The organism is Nonomuraea sp. NPDC003709 (genome assembly GCF_040610775.1).
Lineage (GTDB): Bacteria > Actinomycetota > Actinomycetes > Streptosporangiales > Streptosporangiaceae > Nonomuraea > Nonomuraea angiospora_A.
Genome location: NZ_JBEXMW010000006.1, coordinates 115,567 through 134,582, shown reverse-complemented (window position 1 = coordinate 134,582; position 19,016 = coordinate 115,567). Strand labels below are relative to the sequence as shown.

17 protein-coding genes are annotated in these 19,016 nt (G+C 70.6%); 11 read left to right on the top strand and 6 right to left on the bottom strand.

The window, feature by feature from the left end; translation table 11 throughout:
- Positions 1-278: 278 nt before the first annotated feature.
- Positions 279-1,322 (bottom strand): NAD(P)-dependent alcohol dehydrogenase, encoded by a 1,044-nt coding sequence (locus ABZX61_RS19815; protein ID WP_355196370.1) that lies wholly within the window; start codon positions 1,320-1,322, stop codon positions 279-281.
- 97 nt (positions 1,323-1,419) lie between these two features.
- Here ABZX61_RS19815 and ABZX61_RS19810 point away from each other — a divergent pair, with 97 nt between their 5' ends.
- From ABZX61_RS19810 to ABZX61_RS19790, 5 genes are all read left to right on the top strand, one after another.
- Positions 1,420-2,007, top strand: a complete 588-nt coding sequence (locus tag ABZX61_RS19810) for a TetR family transcriptional regulator (protein ID WP_355196369.1) — start codon at positions 1,420-1,422, stop codon at positions 2,005-2,007.
- Positions 2,008-2,109: 102 nt separating this feature from the next.
- The gene (locus ABZX61_RS19805) at positions 2,110-2,502 is read left to right on the top strand and encodes a VOC family protein (protein WP_355196367.1); all 393 of its coding nucleotides are present in this window, start codon (positions 2,110-2,112) and stop codon (positions 2,500-2,502) included.
- Positions 2,499-3,374 (top strand): sigma-70 family RNA polymerase sigma factor, encoded by an 876-nt coding sequence (locus ABZX61_RS19800; protein ID WP_355196365.1) that lies wholly within the window; start codon positions 2,499-2,501, stop codon positions 3,372-3,374. The genes ABZX61_RS19805 and ABZX61_RS19800 overlap by 4 nt, the downstream gene beginning before the upstream one ends.
- A 121-nt stretch (positions 3,375-3,495) precedes the next feature.
- Positions 3,496-4,194 (top strand): NAD(P)H-binding protein, encoded by a 699-nt coding sequence (locus ABZX61_RS19795; protein ID WP_355196363.1) that lies wholly within the window; start codon positions 3,496-3,498, stop codon positions 4,192-4,194.
- 157 nt (positions 4,195-4,351) lie between these two features.
- A complete protein-coding gene (locus ABZX61_RS19790) occupies positions 4,352-5,707 on the top strand; it encodes an FAD-binding protein (RefSeq protein WP_355196361.1) in 1,356 nt (451 codons plus the stop codon).
- Positions 5,708-5,716: 9 nt separating this feature from the next.
- Here ABZX61_RS19790 and ABZX61_RS19785 read toward each other — a convergent pair whose 3' ends face one another.
- A complete protein-coding gene (locus ABZX61_RS19785) occupies positions 5,717-7,180 on the bottom strand; it encodes a PLP-dependent aminotransferase family protein (RefSeq protein WP_355196359.1) in 1,464 nt (487 codons plus the stop codon).
- A 90-nt stretch (positions 7,181-7,270) separates the two neighbouring features.
- Here ABZX61_RS19785 and ABZX61_RS19780 point away from each other — a divergent pair, with 90 nt between their 5' ends.
- Positions 7,271-8,737, top strand: a complete 1,467-nt coding sequence (locus tag ABZX61_RS19780) for an MFS transporter (RefSeq protein ID WP_355196357.1) — start codon at positions 7,271-7,273, stop codon at positions 8,735-8,737.
- On the opposite strand, the gene ABZX61_RS19775 is transcribed toward ABZX61_RS19780, so the two are convergent.
- Positions 8,671-9,147 (bottom strand): MerR family transcriptional regulator, encoded by a 477-nt coding sequence (locus ABZX61_RS19775; protein ID WP_355196356.1) that lies wholly within the window; start codon positions 9,145-9,147, stop codon positions 8,671-8,673. The genes ABZX61_RS19780 and ABZX61_RS19775 overlap by 67 nt on opposite strands.
- A gap of 124 nt (positions 9,148-9,271) precedes the next feature.
- On the opposite strand from ABZX61_RS19775, the gene ABZX61_RS19770 reads away from it, so the two are divergent.
- From ABZX61_RS19770 to ABZX61_RS19750, 5 genes are read left to right on the top strand one after another with little or no spacing between them, the layout of a single operon-like run.
- Positions 9,272-10,237, top strand: coding sequence for a hypothetical protein (locus ABZX61_RS19770; RefSeq protein ID WP_355196354.1), 966 nt, complete (start codon positions 9,272-9,274; stop codon positions 10,235-10,237).
- Positions 10,238-10,296: 59 nt separating this feature from the next.
- A complete protein-coding gene (locus tag ABZX61_RS19765) occupies positions 10,297-12,579 on the top strand; it encodes a transglycosylase domain-containing protein (protein WP_355196352.1) in 2,283 nt (760 codons plus the stop codon).
- An 11-nt stretch (positions 12,580-12,590) separates the two neighbouring features.
- Positions 12,591-13,124: a PadR family transcriptional regulator gene (locus tag ABZX61_RS19760; RefSeq protein WP_355196350.1), complete on the top strand. Its 534-nt coding sequence runs from the start codon at positions 12,591-12,593 to the stop codon at positions 13,122-13,124.
- Complete coding sequence (locus ABZX61_RS19755) at positions 13,121-13,867, top strand: ABC transporter ATP-binding protein (RefSeq protein ID WP_355196348.1); 747 nt, start codon at positions 13,121-13,123, stop codon at positions 13,865-13,867. Before ABZX61_RS19760 ends, ABZX61_RS19755 begins: the two co-directional genes overlap by 4 nt.
- A 5-nt stretch (positions 13,868-13,872) precedes the next feature.
- The gene (locus tag ABZX61_RS19750; protein ID WP_355196347.1) at positions 13,873-15,663 is read left to right on the top strand and encodes an FtsX-like permease family protein; all 1,791 of its coding nucleotides are present in this window, start codon (positions 13,873-13,875) and stop codon (positions 15,661-15,663) included.
- Here ABZX61_RS19750 and ABZX61_RS19745 read toward each other — a convergent pair.
- The 3 genes from ABZX61_RS19745 to ABZX61_RS19735 form a co-directional block, all read right to left on the bottom strand.
- A complete protein-coding gene (locus ABZX61_RS19745; RefSeq protein WP_355196345.1) occupies positions 15,644-16,618 on the bottom strand; it encodes a MerR family transcriptional regulator in 975 nt (324 codons plus the stop codon). The two genes, ABZX61_RS19750 and ABZX61_RS19745, sit on opposite strands and share 20 nt — an antisense overlap.
- Before the next feature lie 102 nt (positions 16,619-16,720).
- Complete coding sequence (locus ABZX61_RS19740; RefSeq protein WP_355196343.1) at positions 16,721-17,917, bottom strand: FAD-dependent oxidoreductase; 1,197 nt, start codon at positions 17,915-17,917, stop codon at positions 16,721-16,723.
- Positions 17,918-17,996: 79 nt separating this feature from the next.
- The gene (locus tag ABZX61_RS19735; RefSeq protein WP_350730466.1) at positions 17,997-18,938 is read right to left on the bottom strand and encodes an RNA polymerase sigma-70 factor; all 942 of its coding nucleotides are present in this window, start codon (positions 18,936-18,938) and stop codon (positions 17,997-17,999) included.
- Positions 18,939-19,016: the final 78 nt, after the last annotated feature.

Sequence of the window (19,016 nt, the reverse complement as noted above, 5' to 3'; positions counted from 1 at the left end):
TATGTCGTCTTTCCTTGTCGCAATCGCTCTCACCACTACGACGAGACAGCGCCGTGGAATGTGAGGTCTCGCCTGACATTCCACGGCGCCATGTCGTCGTAGCAGGGTGGTCACGGCTCTCAGCAGAGTCACATGGTCCAGCCCCAGGGGGACCATCGCGCTCGAGATCAACCGGGGTGAGGAGATCGCGGGCGCGGTCGCCCAGGGGTGTCGCCGGCAGACTCCCCGGTGTTGCCGGGCGATGGCCTCCAGCCGTTCCCGTGAGCGCGTGGCTGTCCTTAATCCAGGTCGGACATGTCGAGTACGAAACGGTAGCGGACGTCGTTGCGGCGGAGGCGGTCGAGGACCTCGTTCACCCGCGCAGAGGGGAGCAGTTCGATCTCGGCGGTGATGCCCTTGTCGGCGCAGAAGTCCAGCATGGCGGCGGTCGCAGGCCGGCCGCCGCTGCCCGCGGAGCTGAGCTTCTTGCGCCCCACGAGCAGGTCCATGGCCTCCACGGTGAGCGGTCCGAGATGTCCAAGGTGGCTGAGGGTGCCGTCCATGGCGACCAGCCGCAGATACGGGCCGAGGTCGTGCGGGGTGGAGATGGTGTCGATGACGACGTCGAACGTGTCTCGGGCCGCGGCCATCTGTTCCGGATCCGTGGACACGACGAACCCGTGGGCGCCGAACCGGCGCGCGTCGTCGGCCTTGTCGGGGGATCGGCTGATGACCGACGTCGTGGCGCCGAGGGCCACGGCCATCTTGACCGCGAGATGCCCCAGGCCGCCCAGGCCTGCCACGGCGACGCGGCTGCCGGGCCCCACCCCCAGAGTGTGCAGGGGCTCCCAGACGGTGATGCCGGCGCAGAGCAGCGGGGCGGCGCCGGCCGGGTCCAGGCCAGGGGGCAGAGGGTAGACGAACCGGTCGCGGACGACGTACTCGCGGGAGTACCCGCCCAGGGTGGTCGATCCGTCCTGCCGGTCGCTGCCGCCGTAGGTCAGGGTCGGGAAGGCGTGACAGAAGTTCTCCTGGCCGGCCCGGCACATGGCGCACTCGCCGCAGGAATCGATGATGTTGCCGACGGCGACCCGGTCGCCGGCGGCGAAGCGGGTGACCGCGGGCCCCGTCTCGGTCACCACGCCGGTGAACTCGTGCCCCGGAACCAAGGGTTGCCCGGCTTCGTCGTCGTGGTCGCGGAGCGCATGCAGGTCGCTGTGGCAGACGCCGCAGTAGTCGATCTGGACCGCGAGGTCGTCGGGGCGCAGGTCGCGACGCCGCAACGGTGTGCGCCGCAGACTCGCCGTCGCGCCGTCCGCCTGCCATCCGGTCGTGGTCCGCACTGCGGTTCTCCTTAAACAGACTGTTCGGTTTATTGGAGTGTAGGCACGGCGTCGCGCGCTCGGCAAACCAACTGTTCTGTTTGGTAAGGTCATCAGCATGGCGGACCAGCCCCTGACCTCGCGCGGAGCCGCGACCTACCAGCGCATCCTTGATGCGGCGACCCGGGAGTTCGCTCAGTACGGCATCGCCGGGGCGCGGATCGAGCGGATCGTGTCCGCTGCGAACACCAACAAGGCCCAGCTCTACGCCTACTTCGGCAACAAGGACAAGCTCTTCGACGCGATCTTCTTCGGCTCGCTGGAGCGGATCGTGAATGTCGTCCCGATCGACGCCGCCGACCTCGCAGACTGGGCCGTACGCCTCTACGACGAGTACCTCCGCCGTCCCGACCTCATCCGGTTGGCCACCTGGGCGCGCCTGGAACGCCGGCCGGCCGGCCACCTCGTGGAGGAGCACGACCGGCTCGACGATCGCAAGCTGCGTGCCATCGCCGAGGCCCAAGCCGCCGGGCGAGTGCGCCAGGGAGACCCGTTCGACGTGATGGCCATGGTCATCGCCATGTCCATGGCCTGGTCACCGGTCAGCAACGTCTATGCGGCGACCGCCGAGGAACCCTCCGACGTCCACGAACAGCGCCGCACCCTGCTCCGCGAATGCGTCCGGCACGCAGTCGCGGCCGATTGAGGCTCCCGGAGCGGTCCTGTTACCTTCTCCCATCGGCACTCGTCATAAGTGCGACGACCGAATACGAACGGTCGTCGCACCAACGAGTGAAGTGAGAACAAGATGCTGAACAACATCATGTACGTGACGGTCTACGTCACCGATCAGGACCGCGCGCTGGAGTTCTACACCGAGGGACTCGGCCTGGAAAAGCGGATCGACTTCCGGGGGCCCGACGGACGTTTCCTCACCGTGGGCGTTCCCGACAGCCCGGTGCAGATCCTCCTGTGGTCGCACGCGGCGGCCGCGGGCCGGCCGGGCGACGTGGGCCAGGATGGCGCGCCCGGTCCGCTGATCCTCGAATCCGATGATCTGCGGAAGGATTTCGAGATCCTGCGCCGGCGCGGCGTCACTTTCGAAGAGTCCGAACCCGTGGACTATCCGTTCGGGGTCCGCGTCGAGGCGGTGGACCCGGACGGCAACCGGGTCTCGCTCCGTCAGCAGCGAAAGCCGTGACCGCCCACCCGTCCGGCCTCGTGACCGAGGCGTTCGAAGCCCAGCGCGATCGGCTGCGCGCCGTTGCGTACCGCGTGCTGGGCTCGCACGCCGACGCCGAGGACGTGGTCCAGGAGGCCTGGATGCGTCTCGTCCGCCAGGACGAGGCGACCATCGGCAACCTGGCGGGCTGGCTGACCACCGTGGTCGGCCGCATCAGCCTGGACCTCCTGAGATCCCGCCAGGCCCACCCCGTAACCGCCTACGGGCACGAGCATGCGGACCTCGTGGTGACGCCCCACGACGAACCCGCGCCGGACGAGCAGGTGGCGCTGGCCGATTCGGTCGGCCTCGCCCTGCTCGTCGTGCTCGACTCGCTCACCCCGGGCGAGCGCCTGGCGTTCGTCCTGCACGACATGTTCGCGGTCCCGTTCCACGAAATCGGCCAGATCCTGGGCAAATCCGCCGACGCCACCAAGATGCTCGCCAGCCGCGCCCGCCGCAAGGTCCAAGCCACGGACCGGCCGGCGGGCCCCGGCCGCGAGCACCGAGAGGTCGTCCACGCATTCCGCGCCGCCGCCCTCGGCGGCGACTTCGAAGCGCTCCTGCGGGTCCTCGACCCGAACGTGAAGCTGACCGTCGACACCCCCGGCGGCGTGGTGGTCACCCTCGGCGCCACCGAGGTCGCCGCCGGCGCCCGCATGTTCTCCGGCGAGGCCGCCCGCCACCGACCCGTGCTGGTCAACGGCATCCCCGGCCACATGTCCTGGCGCCCCGACGGAACCCCTCTCTCCGTCATCGCCTTCACCGTCGCCGAAGGCCGGATCACCGGCATCCACATCGTCGTCGACCCGGCCAAACTCGCCTCGATCCAGCTGCCCGCCCCGGCCTGAGCCGGTGTCGTCAGGCTCGGCCCGTGCATGTGCGACCCGGGCCGAGCTTTTACGCTACTTATAATGAATATATGATGCGTAAAACGCCGATGTCGCGGCGCAAGCCACGGGAGGGAAGCACGTGAAGCTCGTGATCTTCGGGGCCAACGGCCCGACAGGGCGGCTCACCACCGCCCAGGCACTGGCCGAGGGCCACACCGTCACCGCCGTCACCCGGAATCCGGAGGCGTTCCCTCTCGGCGATCCCGCGCTGGACGTCGCGAAGGCGGACGCCTTGGACCCCGAGGCGGTGGACCGGGTGGTGGCCGGGCACGAGGCGGTGATCTCGACGCTCGGCGTCCCCTACGGCTCCGAGGTGCCCACCCCGTTCTCCCGGTCCGCCGCGAACATCGTCGCGGCCATGGCCGCGCACGGCGTCCGGCGCCTGGTCTGCGTGACCTCGACCGGCGTGCCGATGAAACCCCCGCCCGGCGAGACCCTCGTCTACCGCAAGGTGATCGTGCCCATGCTCCTCAGAATGGGCCGCCCCCTCTACGAGGACGCCGCCCGCATGGAAGAGCTCGTGGCCCGGACCGACCTCGACTGGACCGTCCTCCGCCCCTCCGGCCTGTTCGACGGCGACGCGGTCACCGGCTACACCGTCGGCCCGCCGCAGATGGTCGGCCGGTTCACCTCACGCCGCGACCTGGCCGACGCGCTCATCCGCGAGGCCGTCGAGGAGCGCAACGTCCGCTCCGTCGTCGAGGTCATCACCACCGAGGGCACGCCGAGCGTCTACCGCGTGTTCCTGAAGGAAGCACTCCGCATCGGCAGCGCCTGATGGTCGGGTACACCACCGACCCCTCGGGAGTGCTGCGCGACGTCCACGAAGCCGCGGCCGCGTAGCCCGTCGACGACGGGCGAATTTGAATTGGTCCTCAATTGGGCTACGGAATCGGACCTTATCGAGGGTACCGATTCCTGCCAGGCTGAGTGGCATGACGACGACAGCAGCTCGCTTCGACGGCCAGGTGCTCACGCCTGGCGACGCCGGTTATGACACCGCCCGTACCGTCTGGAACGCCATGATCGACCGGCGTCCACGCATGATCGTCCGCGCGGCGGGCGTCGCCGACGTGGTCGCCGCCGTGCGGATGGCCCGCGAACTGGACCTCGAGATCGGCGTGCGCTGCGGTGGCCACAACGCCGCCGGCTTCGCCGTGCCTGACGGTGGTCTCATGATCGACCTGACGCCCATGGGCGGCGTGCGGGTCGACCCGGCCCGTCGCCGGGCCTGGGTGCAGGGCGGCGCGCTGCTCGGTGCGCTGGACCGGGCGTCCCAGGCGTACGGCCTGGCCACCACCGCCGGCAACGTCTCACACACCGGCGTCGGCGGGCTCACGCTCGGCGGCGGCATGGGCTGGCTGGCCCGCCAGTACGGCCTGGCCTGCGACAACGTCGTCTCCTACACGATGGTCACCGCCGAGGGCGACGTGGTGACCGCGAGCCGTACCGACAACCCCGACCTGTTCTGGGGCCTGCGCGGCGGTGGTGGCAACTTCGGCATCGTCACCGAGTTCGAGTTCCAGTTGCATCACACCGGCACGCGGACGCTGGTCGCCGAGTTCGACTTCCGCGCCGAGGACGCCGTCCCGGTCATCGAGGGCTGGCGCGACCTGAACGCCGTCGCGCCCCGGCAGGCGACGTTCACCGCCAGTGTCAGCAGCGCTCCCTCTGGCCCGATCGCCACGCTGGGGTTCGTGTGGGTCGGCGACCCGGCCGAGGGTCGCCGGCTGCTGCCCGCGATGCGGGCGCTCGGGCGTCCCGTTGCCTCCCGCGTCACCACACCGTCCTACCTCGAACTTCAGCAACGCGAGGACTCCACCGGCGGCCACGCATACCGCCGCTATTCCAACGGGCACTACCTGCGGAGCTTTCCCACCGCGGCGATCGAGGCGTTTTTGCTGCGCGGCGGCTCCGACCTGAGCGCGAGCCTGGACCTGCCGGGCGTCGGCCTGCAGGCGCACGGCGGCGCGATCGCCGATGTCCCGGAAGCGGACGCGGCGTTCAGCCACCGCGGCACGATGTTCGAGTTCGGTGCCGGCTCCCGCTGGACCGACCCGGTCGAGGACGACGCCAGGATGGGTGCCGCTCGCGCCGCCGGTGCCTCGCTCGAGCCGTACGCCAGCGGGATCTACGTCAACTCGTTGACGGCCGACGAACTGGCCGATGGGCAGCGCGGCGTGCGGCGGGCGTACTCGGCCGCAAAGCTGGCCCGGCTGACCGCGGTGAAGACCGCGTACGACCCGGCGAACGTGTTCCACCTGAACCAGAACATCCGTCCGGCACTGTGACGGCGCGCGTCAGGATCCCCGTACCTCCCGGATGGCCGTCGCCAGCAGCGCGACCCCCTCGGCGATGGCGCTCTCGCTGAGGATGGCGTAGCCGAAGATCAGGCCACCGGGCCCGGCGCCGGCGATCCGGAACGGCCCGACGCCCTGGATGCCGAGCCCGTGCCGGGCGGCTGCCGCCACCACCGCCGCCTCGTCGAGGGCGGGCGGGAGCCAGGCGACCACGTGCTGCCCGGCGGCGATCCCGGCCAGTCGCAGATCCGGCAGACGGGTGCGCAGCGCGTCCAGCAGCGCGTCGCGGCGGCGCCGGTACACCGGACGCATCCGGCGCAGGTGACGGTCGAACTCGCCGCGGCCGAGAAAGTCGGCGAACGTCAGCTGGTCGATGACCGACGAACCGCGGTCGGCGAGCAGCTTTGCCGCGGCGACGTCGTCGACCAGCTGGGCAGGCACTACCATCCAGCCGAGCCGCAACCCCGGCGCGAGCGTCTTGCTGGCCGTGCCGCAGTAGACGACGTGATCGGGCGCCAGGCCCTGCATGGCGCCCACCGGAGACCGGTCGTAGCGGTACTCCGCGTCGTAGTCGTCCTCGACCACGATCGCGCCGCGGCGCCTCGCCCAGCGGATCACCTCGGCCCTCGCCGCCGCCGACAGCACCCCGCCGGTTGGCCACTGGTGCGACGGCGTGAGGACCAGCGCGTCGGCGTCGGCCAGGTCGAGGGCGTCGACCTGAACGCCGTCCGGACCCACCGGGATGCCGACCACGTCCAGTCCCGCGGCCCCGGCCAGCACCCGGGCATCGTCGTCGGACGACGGGTCCTCCAGGGCAATCCGCCTGGCGCCACGCCGCGCGAGCACCTGGATCAGCAGCGAGATGCCCTGCCCGTAGCCGTTGCAGATGACCACGTTGTCGGGGACGGCCAGCGTGCCGCGTACCCGGTTGAGATAGTCGCACAGGGCCTGGCGCAGTTCCGGTACGCCGCGCCCGTCGAGGTAGGCGAACCGGTCGTTGGGTGTGGTGGTGAGCACGGTACGAACCGAGCGCAGCCAGGCGGCCCGCGGGAACTGCGACACGTCGGTGCGCCCGTACCCGAAGTCGACCCTGAAGCCGACGCTGCGGGTGGCCGGTTGCGCCGTCGAAGCCGCCGTCGAAGCCGCCATCGAAGTCGCGGAGCTCGCGCTGGCGGCGGCCGGTGGCATCGACGCGGCGACCTGGGTGTAACCGCCCGATCGGCTGGCAAGGTAGCCCTCGGCCACGAGCTGCTGGTAGGCCTCCACGATCACCCCGCGGGAGACCCCGAGCCCGGCCGCGAGAGTGCGGGTGGGTGGCAGCGACGTACCCGCTCGCAACCGACCGGCCCGGATGCTCGCGCGGATGGACGCCTCGATCTGCCGGTGCAGTGGCACCCCGGCGTCGCGGTCCAGTTCGATGAGCAAGTCTTCGGCCAGTCCGGAATTGGTCCTCAATCGCCCCACAGGATCGGACGTTACCGGCGTGTACCAATTCCTGCCAAGCAGAGTGACCTGCCGGGTTCCTCGGTGGTGAGGCCTTGAGCTCAAGTCGGCTTGAACTTCTACGGTTGGCCCGTCGTGATGGCGCGCTCATCGAAGGAGATTGCGCAAGTGGATGTGAGAAGCGGGCGGCCCGGCAATGTGCTGCTGCTGGTCTCGGCGTTCTCGGGGACGTTCGTGGCGTTGCTGGACCTGACGATCGTCAATGTGGCGGCGCCGAGTATCCAGGCCGATCTGCACACCGATCTGGCCGGGCTGCAGTGGATGGTGGATGGGTTCGTGCTGGCATTGGCGGCGTTGATGTTGTCGGGCGGATCGCTGGGAGACCGCTACGGCCGTAAGCGGATGTTCCTTTCCGGTATGGGAGTCTTCGTGGTGGCCTCGGTGCTGTGCGCCTTGGCGCCGGCACTCGCGGTCCTGGTCGCCGGCAGGTGCCTGCAGGGGGCCGCGGCGGCGGTCATCGTTCCCGGTGCGCTGTCGTTGGTCGGGCAGGCCGTGCCTGACCCGCGGGCCCGCGCTCGGGTGATGGGGTACTGGGGCATGGCCGGTGCTCTGGCCGTCATCGCCGGTCCCCTGTTGGGCGGGTTGCTGGTGGACACGCTCGGCTGGCCCAGCATTTTCCTGGTCAACGTGCCGGTGGGGCTGGTCGCCATCGTGATCGGCCTGCGCGCGATTCCCGAGAGCGCTGATCCGCAGCACGCGGCGCTGGATCCAGCAGGGCAGGTGCTCGTGATCGGTGCGCTGGGCGCGTTGTCGTACGGGATCATCGAGGCCAGGACTCACGGCTGGGGATCATGGATCACGATGGGTTCACTGGCTGCCGCTGTGCTGGCCGCCGCATTGGTGCCGCTGGTCGAGCGCCGGGTTGTCCGGCCGCTGCTGCCGATGGGGCTGTTTGGCGATGCCCGGTTCACCATCACCAACCTGGCCTCGATCGCACTGGGATTCGCCGCCAACGGCGCGTTCTTCCTGCTGTCGGCGCTGTATCTGCAGCAGTTGCGCGGGCACTCGGCGATGGAGACCGGGCTGTTGCTGTTGCCGATGACCCTCGCGGTCCTGCCGGCCTCGCTGGCCGCCGGGCGACTGAACGCCGCGCATGGCCCCCGGCTGCCGATGCTCACCGGATACGTGCTGACGGGCGCGGCGCTGGGCGCGATGGCCGTCTTCGATACCGACACCTCCTATGCGGTGGTCGCGGCGCTGTTCGTGGTCGCGGGGATCGGGCAGGGGCTGGCGATCACGCCGGCGGCGGCCGCGGTGCTGGAGATCGTGCCGCGGGAACGGTCGGGCATCGCCGCTGCCACCGTCAACACCTCCCGTCAGGTCGGTACGGCCCTGGGCGTCGCCGTGCTCGGCACGATCGTCGCCGGGAGCGGCGATCACGTGCACGGGATGCGGCTCAGCCTGCTGGTGGCCGGGACCGTGACGCTCGTGGCCGCCGTCCTGCTGGCCGTTCAGCGGCGGGCTCCCGAGCGACTGCCCGCCGAGTCGGTGCCCGCCTCCGAACCACTGCTCGACTGACCGCGATCGGCCTTGGTCCATCGGCGAGTGGCCTCCCGCAGGTACGGGCAGTCGCCCGCCGGATCATGGTTGGGGCATTCCAGCAGGTGTTCCAGGTAGGCACGGGCGGTACCCAGCCGTTCGACCTGGGCGTCGATGGCCCGCACTCGCCCCCGCACGATGGTCCGCCAGTCTTGCCCGTCGCCCCCGGCGGTCAGCACCGTGCCGATCTCTTCCAGGCTCATCAACCCGGTCTCCTGCCACGTCCGGATCAAAGCGATGCGGTGCAGGTCCTCGGCCTGGTAATAACGCCGTCCTGACCGGCGTTCGGCCGCCGGCAGCAGTCCGCATTCGTCCCAGTAGCGCAGGGCGGAGGTTGCCATCCCGAACAGCGCCGCTACCTCGCCGATCGGAAGAAGCTCATCATCCATGATGCTATTTGACTTCAAGTCGGCTTGAAGCGACAACGTGGCCCCGGCCTCACGGTCTCTGCACCTTCCGTCGCATTCCGGCCGTATCCGATGGTGGCCCGCAGCGGGTGGCTACACTCTGCGGATGATCATGAGCGAAACGATCCCCACCGATTCCCCGATCCGCGACCTCTCCGTTGTGCGCCACGAGGGAAGCTCCCTGATCGTCTGCGCGGACAGGTGGGGCGGGGTGTGGACGTGGTCTCCGTCGACCGGCGAATGGTCGGGGCATTCCCTGCCGTACGCGCACGCGGGCGATCCGATCGTGGCGCAGTTCCCCGATGCCGCGAACGTCATCGACATGGTCGCCGCACTCTCCGTTGACGGCAGGCTCCTCCTGGCGGCCGGCGGGGACGAGCAGGAGCCGGCTCTGTGGGATCTCGGCAGCGGTGAGCTCCTGTGGCGGACGCCGCTCAACGGCGCCTACCTCGCCGACGTCATCGCGCACGACGGCCGGTTCGTCACCGCGCAGCAGTATTCCGAGGAGGTGCGGCTCTGGTCGCCGGACGGCACGGACACCCTGCTTGACGAAGTGGGCGAGTTGTCCTGCCTGGGGACGGCACAGGTCGGCAGCCGCCGTCTGATCCTGGCGGGCGGTTCGGGAGCCCATGTGTGGGACGCCGCGAGCCTCACCGAGCTCGGCTCCTTCTACCCGTACGAGGGGCGGGTGTGGGCCGTGACCGCCTGCGCTCTCGCAGAGCGCACGGCGATCGTCGCGGTCACCGAGAAGGGCGAACTGTACGCCTGGGCCCTTGACGCCGAACCGGACGAGCCGCTGTACGGACCGGTCTCTGCCTCGGGCGGGGCTCTGGAGTCAGTGGCGGTGATGACGGTGGACGGGCGGCCGCTGGTGGTGACCCCGGCCCAGGACTCGCTGCGCCTATGGGACGCCACCGACGGGACCGAGGTCGGCCATGTCAACGCGCACGGGCACGGCATCACGACGATGGAGCCGGCGATCGTCGACGGCCGGTGCGTGCTCGTCACCTCCGGGGGCGACGGAGTCCTGCGGATCTGGAACGAGTCCGACCTCGCGCCCCCGGCGCTTTGACACCCCTTTGGGTAACCGCTATCTATTTGGCTAACCGTTAGGGGGATGGATTGCTGGCAATGGCCGAGGAGCCGTCGCACGGGTACCGCTCACATACTCGGCGCGAGGCCGACCGCAGCGGCGCCGGGGAAAGCCCGCGCAGGAGGCGGCGCCGCGCCACCCCCCAGGCGACGGTGCCAGGTGGTGACGGGTTACGGAGATCCGGCGGCCAGGGACGAGGCGGACCGGGCGGCGAAGGTCCCGGGGGAGGGCCGGACGAGGACGGCGACCGGCCGCGCCGGACCGGCTGGAAGCGGTTCATCCCCAGCTGGAAGGTCGTGGTCCTCGCCTGCACGGTGCTGGCGGTGGGTCTCTTCGGCATGATCATGGTGGCGTACGCCAACACCCCGCTGCCTCTGGCGACCCAGCAGAAGGCAACCGAGCAGGGCAGCGTCATCTACTACCGGGACGGCAAGACCGAGATCGCCCGGCTCGGCACCAAGCGCGAGATCGTCCCGATCACCAAGATCCCGCGGCATGTCCAGGACGCCTTCATCGCCGCCGAGAACCGCACGTTCCGCACCGACCCGGGCATCTCGGTGTCCGGCATCACGCGGGCGGCGTGGAGCACCCTGACCGGCCAGCAGGTCCAGGGCGGTTCGACGATCACGCAGGAGATGGCGCGGGCCTACTACGACGGCCTCAGCCAGGAGCGGACCATCCAGCGGAAGGTCAAGGAGATCTTCGTCTCGATCCGCGCCAGCAAGGAGATGTCGAAGGACGAGATCCTCGCCAACTACCTCAACACCATCTATTTCGGCCGCGGTGCGGACGGCATCCAGGCCGCCGCCCAGGCGTTCTTCGACAAGGACGTCGACAAGCTGACCCCCGCCGAGGCGGCCTACCTGGCGGGCCGGGTCCAGAACCCGGTCGTCTTCGACAAGACGGAGGCCAAGAAGAACTGGGCGCCGACCCGGGAGCGGTTCGCGTACGTCATCGGCGGCATGGCGATCGTCGACCCGGCGAAGTACGGGCAGCTGCCCAAGACGGCGAAGTTCCCCAAGCTCGCCAAGCTGGACAAGAAAGAGACCCTCAAGGGCATCAACGGCTACATGGTCGACATCGCGCAGCGTGAGCTGGAGCAGCGGGGGATCTCCAGGGAAAGCCTGCGCAGCGGCGGTTTCCGGGTCACGACGACGTTCGACAGGAAGCTCATGCAGGCCGCGAAGAAGGCGGTGGAGAGCAACCTCGCCACCGTCCACGACAAGCACATCCGCGCGAACATGGCCGCCGTGGACCCCCGCAACGGCCGGGTGATCGCGTTCTACAGCGGCCGCGACTACCTGAAGAGCTTCACCAACAACGCCTTCGACGCCTACAAGCAGGCCGCGTCGGCGTTCAAGCCGTACGTGCTGGCCGCCTGGCTCGAGAACGGCTACAGCCTCAAGAGCTACGTGTCCGGCAACGGCCCGGTCACGCTGCCGGGCACCAAGCCGATCGGCAACTCGCACGACGTCGGCGCGGCCGTGCAGATCGACCGGGCCACCGCCGAGTCGGTGAACACGGCGTTCGCCACGATGGCGCAGGAGGTCGGCCTGAAAGAGGTCGAGAGGATCGCCGGGGACGCCGGGATCAACAAGAAGAATCTGGACCAGGCCGTCAAGGACCACGCGTTCGGCATGTCCATCGGCGCCGGCCTGGTCACTCCGGTCGAGCAGGCCGACGGGTACGGCATCTTCGCCAACGGCGGTGTCCACCACGACGCGCACGTGGTCGTCTCGGTCAAGACGTTCAAGGGGATGACCGTCATGGAGGAGGCCGGCGTGCCCAAAACGGTCATCAGCCCGGACAGTGCCGCGGACGCGACCTACGCGATGCAGCAGGTGGTCAAGTCCGGCACCGCCAGGGGCACCTCGCTGCCCGGCGGGCGTCCGATCGCCGGCAAGACCGGCACCAACAACGAGAACAAGGAAGCCTGGTTCGTCGGGTACACCCCGCAGCTCTCCGCGGCCGTCGGGATGTACAAGGAGGTCCCGCGGACGGACCCGAAGACCAAGAAGGTCATCAAGGACGCCAACGGCTACCCCCTGCCCAAGGAGGTCTCCCTGGGCAACATCCAGGGCGCCGGGACACCTACCAAGATCTGGCGTGACTTCATGACGATCGCGATGGACGGCAAGCCGGTCGAGCCGTTCCCGGCGCCGACCTTCGGCGGCCGGCAGCACGACCTGGTGCGGAAGCCGACGCCCAAGCCGACCGAGGAGCCGTCCACCGACGACGACGTCGGCGACGACCCGTTCGAGGACGGCGATCCCCTCGAAGGGGACGACGTCACCACCGGGTTCCGGCTCAGGAAGCCTTAGGAGGGAGGGAAGTGCAAGACGCAGTGCTGGCGATGCTCGCCAAGGAGGCGTCGCACGGCTACCACCTGCACGCCCGGCTGCGGCAGAGTCTCGGGCCGCTGGGTGAGTCGATGAACCGCGGTCAGATCTATGTGACGCTGGCCCGGCTGGAAAAGGCGGGGCTCGTGGTCTGCGAGCGGGCCGACGGCCTTCCCGAGCGGCCGGACCGCAAGGTCTATGCGCTGACGCCGGCCGGACAGCAGCGGGTGGCCGCGTGGCTGGCCGAGGTGGGCTGGCCGAAACCGGACCTGGCGGAGTTTCACCTCAAGCTCGTCGCGGCCGCCGCGGCCCGGCTGGCCGACCCGGTCGAACTGGTCGCGGCGCAGCGCCGCGAGCTGCTGCGCCGCTTGAACGAGACGCAGCACGCGGCGCTGGCCGAGCCGGCGGGCTCGGGCGCCGCCCTGCTGCTGGAAGGGATCATGCTGCGGCTGCAGGCGGACCTGCGCTGGCTGGCGGCCTGCGAGCGAGCCTGGTCCAGGATCGACGACAAGGTTGAGGACGCATGAGCGAGTCGAGTCCCGTGGTCGGTGTCCGCGGCCTGGTGAAACACCACGGTCAGGGGCAGGGCCGGGTCCGCGCGGTCGACGACGTCGACCTGGAGGTGCCCCAGGGGCAGATGCTGGCGGTGATGGGCCCCAGCGGCTGCGGGAAGTCCACCCTGCTCCACCTGCTCGGCGGCCTGGAGCGGCCCAGCGACGGGGAGGTGTGGCTGGCCGGCCGGCGCATCGACACCCTCAGCGAGCGGGCTCTGGCGCGGCTGCGGCGCCGGTCGGTGGGGTTCGTCTTCCAGGCCTTCCATCTGGTGGAGGAGTTGTCGGCGGCCGAGAACGTGGAGCTGCCCGTACTGCTGGCCGGGCGCTCGCGGCGCGAGGCCAGGCGGCGCACGGGCCTGCTGCTGGAACGGGTCGGGCTCACCGACCGTGCCCGGCATCTGCCGTCGCAGCTGTCGGGCGGGCAACGCCAGCGGATCGCCATCGCCCGCGCGCTGGCCAACGACCCGCTGGTCGTCCTGGCCGACGAGCCGACCGGCAACCTCGACACCGCGGCGACACTCGACGTGCTGAGGATCTTCGAGGACCTGCGTTCGGCGGGGCAGACCCTCGTGATCGTCACGCACGACGAGCGGGTCGCGGCCACCGCGGACCGGCTGATCTCGATGCGCGACGGGATGTTCGTCGACGACACCCGGATGGCCGGCACGGGCACCGGCACCGGGTGGCTCGGCGGCCTGATCGGGCTGGAGGGCTGAACGGCATGGGCTCCATCGTCCTCGTCGTGCGTCTGGTGCTGGCTGACGTGCGGCGGCACCGGGTCCAGGCCGTGATGCTCCTGCTCGCGGTGACCGTGGCCACCGCCACGATGGCACTGGGCCTGTCCCTGCGCGGCGTGAGTGACGCGCTGTACGTGCAGACCCGCGCAACCACCGCAGGGCCGGACGTGGTGGTGCTCTCCGGCGAGACGGGCCCCGCGGTGACCCCGACCCTGGTCTCGCTGACGGACACTCCCGAAGTGGTCGCCCACCATGGCCCTTATCGCATCGTCTACGCCGACCTCACCACGCGTGATTCCACGTCGTCCCCAGTGGTGGTGCAGGGCTTCGCCGAGAAGCCCGGCGCGGTCAACCGGCCCCTGGTGACCTCGGGTCAGTGGGTCCGCTCCGGCGGCACGGTCCTCGAACGGGGCTTCGCCACCGCGCTGGGCGTCGGCGTCGGCGACCACGTCACCATCGCCGGCCGGTCGTACCCCGTCGTCGGGATCGCCGTCACCGCGGCCACCTCCATCTACCCCTGGGCGGCGCAGATCGGCCCGGGCGGCGGCCCCAGCGACTACAGCGGCCTGGCCTGGATGACCCGATCGGACGCCCGGACACTGGCGTCGTCCCAAGACCTCCCGGTGACCACGGCCATGGACCTCAAGCTGCGCGACCCCGCCGCCACCGAGGCCTTCATCGACGCCCGCAGCGTGCCCACCCTCAGGGTCAACTTCCGCTCCTGGCAGTTCACCGCGCAACAGGACATGGTCATCCTCAGGAACAGCCAGCCGATCCTGGTCGTCGGCAGCTGGCTGCTCAGTTTCCTGGCCATCACCGGAGTGGCGGCACTGGCCGCGGGACGCGCCGTCGAGCAGACGCGCCGGGCCGGGCTGCTCAAGGCCGTCGGCGCCACCCCGGGGCTGATCGCCGCCGTCCTGTTCACCGAGTACCTGGTGCTGGCGCTGGTCGGGGACGTGCTGGGGCTGGTGATCGCCCGCCTGACCGTGCCCGCCATCGCCAGTCCCACCGCCAGCCGGATCGGCGAAGCGGTCGGGCCCGGCGGCGCCACCGTCGCCACGGCGACCGTCCTCGCCGTGGCGGTGGCGGTGCTGTCCACGCTGCGTCCCACCCTGCGGGCCATGCGTACGGCGACCGTCACGGCGCTGTCCGCCACCGCGCACCAGCCCCGTCATCGGCCCTGGCTCACCGCGCTGTCCGCGCTGCTGCCCACGCCGCTGCTGCTCGGGCTGCGGCTGACCGCGCGCCGGCCGGGCCGCGCCGTGCTGCAGGCGTGCTCCACCGCCACCACAATGATCGCGATCGTCGCCCTGCTGACCCTCTACGTCCAATCGGAGCGGGGTTACGGCCTCAACGGCTCCTCCGCCCTGCCCAACCTGCGGGGCGAGCACGACCGCCGGCTGATGCTCGCCGTCGCCATCCTGCTGATCGCACTCGCGGTCGTGAACACCATCACGCTCACCTGGACCACGGCGATGGACGCCCGAGCGAACATGGCCATCGCCCGCACCCTCGGCGCCACCCCGGGACAGATCTCCGCGGGGCTGTCCGCCGCCCAGCTCCTGCCCGCCCTGCTCGGCGCGCTCGCCGGCGTTCCCCTGGGCATCGGCTTGTTCGGGCTCTTCAGCGTCGGGAACACGATCACACCGCCCGTCTCCTGGATGCTGGCGGCCGCACTCGTGATCGTCCTGGCAACGGCGGCACTCACCGCCGTACCCGCACGCTGGGCGGCCCGTCGGCCCGTGGCACAGACCCTCAGCGCCGAAACGGCCTGACCAGGGGGTTGTCGCGCAGCCAGGTCAGGACCTGGCCGGCGTGCTCGTCCGGCGGGAAGATCGGGTAGAAGACGTGCTCGATCACGCCGTCGCGGATGATCAGGGTCAGCCGCTTGTACAGCGTCCGCCCGCCGGCCTCGAACGTGGGCAGATCGAGCGACTGGGCCAGGCTCCGCGCAGGGTCGGAGAGCATCTGGAACGGCAGGTGGAGCCGCTCGACGACCTCGCGCTGATAGTCGGTGTCCTGGCTCGACAGGCCGAACACGCCGGCCGCGCCGGCGGCGAGCAGGTCCTGATGGTGGTCGCGGAAGCCGCAGGCCTCGGGGGTGCAGCCACGCGCTCCGGGGATCGAGTCCCAGCCGTCGGGCAGGTCGGTGCCCGGGCGTCCCGTGAGCGGATAAATGTAGAGCACCGTCCGGCCCGCGCCGAGCGCGTCAAGGCGGATCGTCCCGCCGCCGGTGCCCTGGAATTCCAGGTGCGGCACCTTCATGCCCGGCAGATGGGCGGCCGCGCCGTCGTCCTCGGGAACGGGCAGGTCAGCGGGCAGGCTCGCGTAGTCGGTCATCGGGTCCTCTCCTTCGGTGGCCGGTGAGACGCGGCTGTTGCGGTGGCCGGCCTCCTCCAGGTGCCCGATCAGCACTGCCCGGCGGGCGGTGAGCCCCTCGATCCGCTGCGTGAGCTCGGCGATCGCGTCCCGGTACCCGGCCAGCGAGGCCGGGCAGTCGTCGGCGTGCCGGTGGCCGGCAGTGAGGCAGTCCAGGAACGGGCGGGTGCGCTCGACGGGGATCCCGAGGTCGCCGAGCGCCCTGATCTCCCGCGTGAGTCGTACGTCGTGCTCGTCGTAGTCCCGGTAGCCGTTGGCCAGCCGCTCGGGCGTGAGGAGTCCCAGCGATTCGTAGTAACGCACCGCTTTTGTCGTCACGCCCGCCCGACGGGCCAGCTCGCTGATCCGCATGCCTCTCACCTCGAAGAACGGTAAACCCTGCCCTTGAGGGTAAGGTCAAGCCGGGCCGAGGACGTCTCTGGGGCCGCGCGGGCGCCCGCCTCACCTCGCGCTCTATGCCGACGCCTTGACGGCCGAGCCCGTCGAGGCGCGCTCCCACGTGACGCGGCGGCGCCGGGTCGGCAGCCCGAGCGTCGGGTTGGCGACGCCCCAGGCGGCGCTCTTGCAGATCAGCTCCTTGTAGACGGCGGCGAGCCGGCCGGTCAGGACCGCCTGCACGGCGCGGTCGTCGGCGGTGACGTACTGGATCAAGCCCTCCTTGCGGCCCAGCGAGATGCACTGGTTGAAGTAGCGGATCGACACGTTCGGGAGCTTCCCGCCGGTCAGGCGCGCCGCGATCGCGTCGGCGGCCTGCCACGCGGTCGGGGTACCCGAGGCGCACGACATGCGCAGCGGCTTGTCGCCGGGGCCCATCACCATGGCCGCGTCGCCGATGGCGTACACGTCCGGGTGCGAGGCCGAGCGCATGGTCCCGTCGACCACGATCTGGCCGCTGCCGGTGACCTCCAGGGCGGTCGCCTTCGCGATCGGATGAACTGCGAAGCCGGCGGTCCACACGGTGACCGCGGCCGGGATGGCCGTGCCGTCGGCGGTGGTGACGCGATCGGCTTCGACGCCGGTGACGGCGGCGTGCTCGTACGCGGTGATCCCGAGCTTGCCGAAGACCTTGCGCAGGTGCTCGCGGCCCTTGGGGGAGAGCCAGTCGCCGAGGCCGTCCCGGGCGGCGAGGGCGACGTCGAGGTCAGGGCGGGCCTCGGCGATCTCGGTCGCGGCCTCCACGCCGGTGAGACCGCCGCCGACGACGACCACGCTCTGCCCGGCGTCGAGGCGGGCCAGGCGCTCGCGCAGCCGGAGCGCTCCGGGGCGGCTGGCGATCTCGTGGGCGTGCTCGGCGGTCCCGGGGACGCCTTGGGCGTTCCAGCGGCTGCCGAGGGCGTAGACGAGGGTGTCGTAGGGGAGCTGTCCGGCGCCGTTCGCGTCGATGACGGCGACGGTCTTGCGGTCGACGTCGACGCCGGTGACCTGCGCGAGCCGGACTTCGACGCCGGTGCCCGCGAACATCTCGCTGAACGGCCGGGGCTTGAGGTCCTGGCCGGTCGCCACCTGGTGCATGCGGACGCGTTCGACGAAGTCGGGCTCGGCGTTGACGAGGGTGATGGCGACGTCCTCGCGGTGGAGCCGCTTGGCGAGGCGGCCGGCGGCGACGGCTCCGGTGTATCCGGCTCCGAGGACGACGATGCGGTGCTGCATTTCCTGCTCCTGTCTGGTGCGGTTGCCTCTTGAACCGGGCAGCCCGCCGTTTCCTGACAGGAACGGGATGTGAAGCACCTCACATATCGAACAGGGGCTCTCCGTGGTCGGCGGCCGCCCATTGCGCGGTCGCGCGTTCGAGCTTGTCGGGGTTGACCTGGTTGCGGAACGCGGTGATGCCCTCGGCGGTGACCTCCAGGCACATGATGCCCACGACCCGGCCGTCCACGACGGCCACCACGGCGGGGTCGCCGTTGGCGATCCAGGCGTAGATCTCGGGCGAGCCACCGACCATGGTGCGCTTGGCCTCGGCGGGTTTGAACAGGCCCCGCAGGAACTTCGCGACCGCGACGGCGCCCTCGAACGCCTTGGTGCGGGCCGGGATCTTCCCGCCGCCGTCGCCGACCGAGATGGCGTCCTCGGTGAGCAGGCGTACGAGCGGCTCGGTCCGGCCGCTGGTGGCGGCCGCCAGGAACTCCTCGACGATCCGCCGGGCGGCGGCCGCGTCGATCTCGGTACGGGCCTTGCCGTCCGCGACGTGCTTCTTGGCGCGGTGGAAGATCTGCTGGCTGGCGGCCTCGGTGAGGTCGAGGATCTCGGCGATCTCCCGGTGCGGGTAGTCGAAGGCCTCCCGCAGCACGTACACCGCCCGCTCGTTGGGGGAGAGGCGCTCCATGAGGGTGAGGACCGCGTACGAGACCGAGTCGCGCTGCTCGGCGGTGTCGGCCGGGCCGAGCATCGGGTCCCCGGCGAGCAGCGGCTCGGGAAGCCATCGGCCCACGTAGGTCTCGCGGCGCGCCCGCGCGGAGGTGAGCTGGTTGAGGCACAGGTTGGTGAGGACCTTCGTCAGCCAGGCCTCGTGGACCTCGATGCGGTCGACGTCGGCGGCCTGCCAGCGCAGGAACGTCTCCTGCACGGCGTCCTCGGCCTCCGCGGCGGAGCCGAGGAGGCGGTAGGCGATGGCCTCCAGGCGCGGCCTGGACGCCTCGAACCGGTCGACGTCGTCCACTGTCAAAGGCATGGCGCGATCCTAGCCCGCGCGGCGCGAACCGGCCGCCGCCGCACCCGGCCATGGGCGGGCCCCGGCCCGGATCGAACG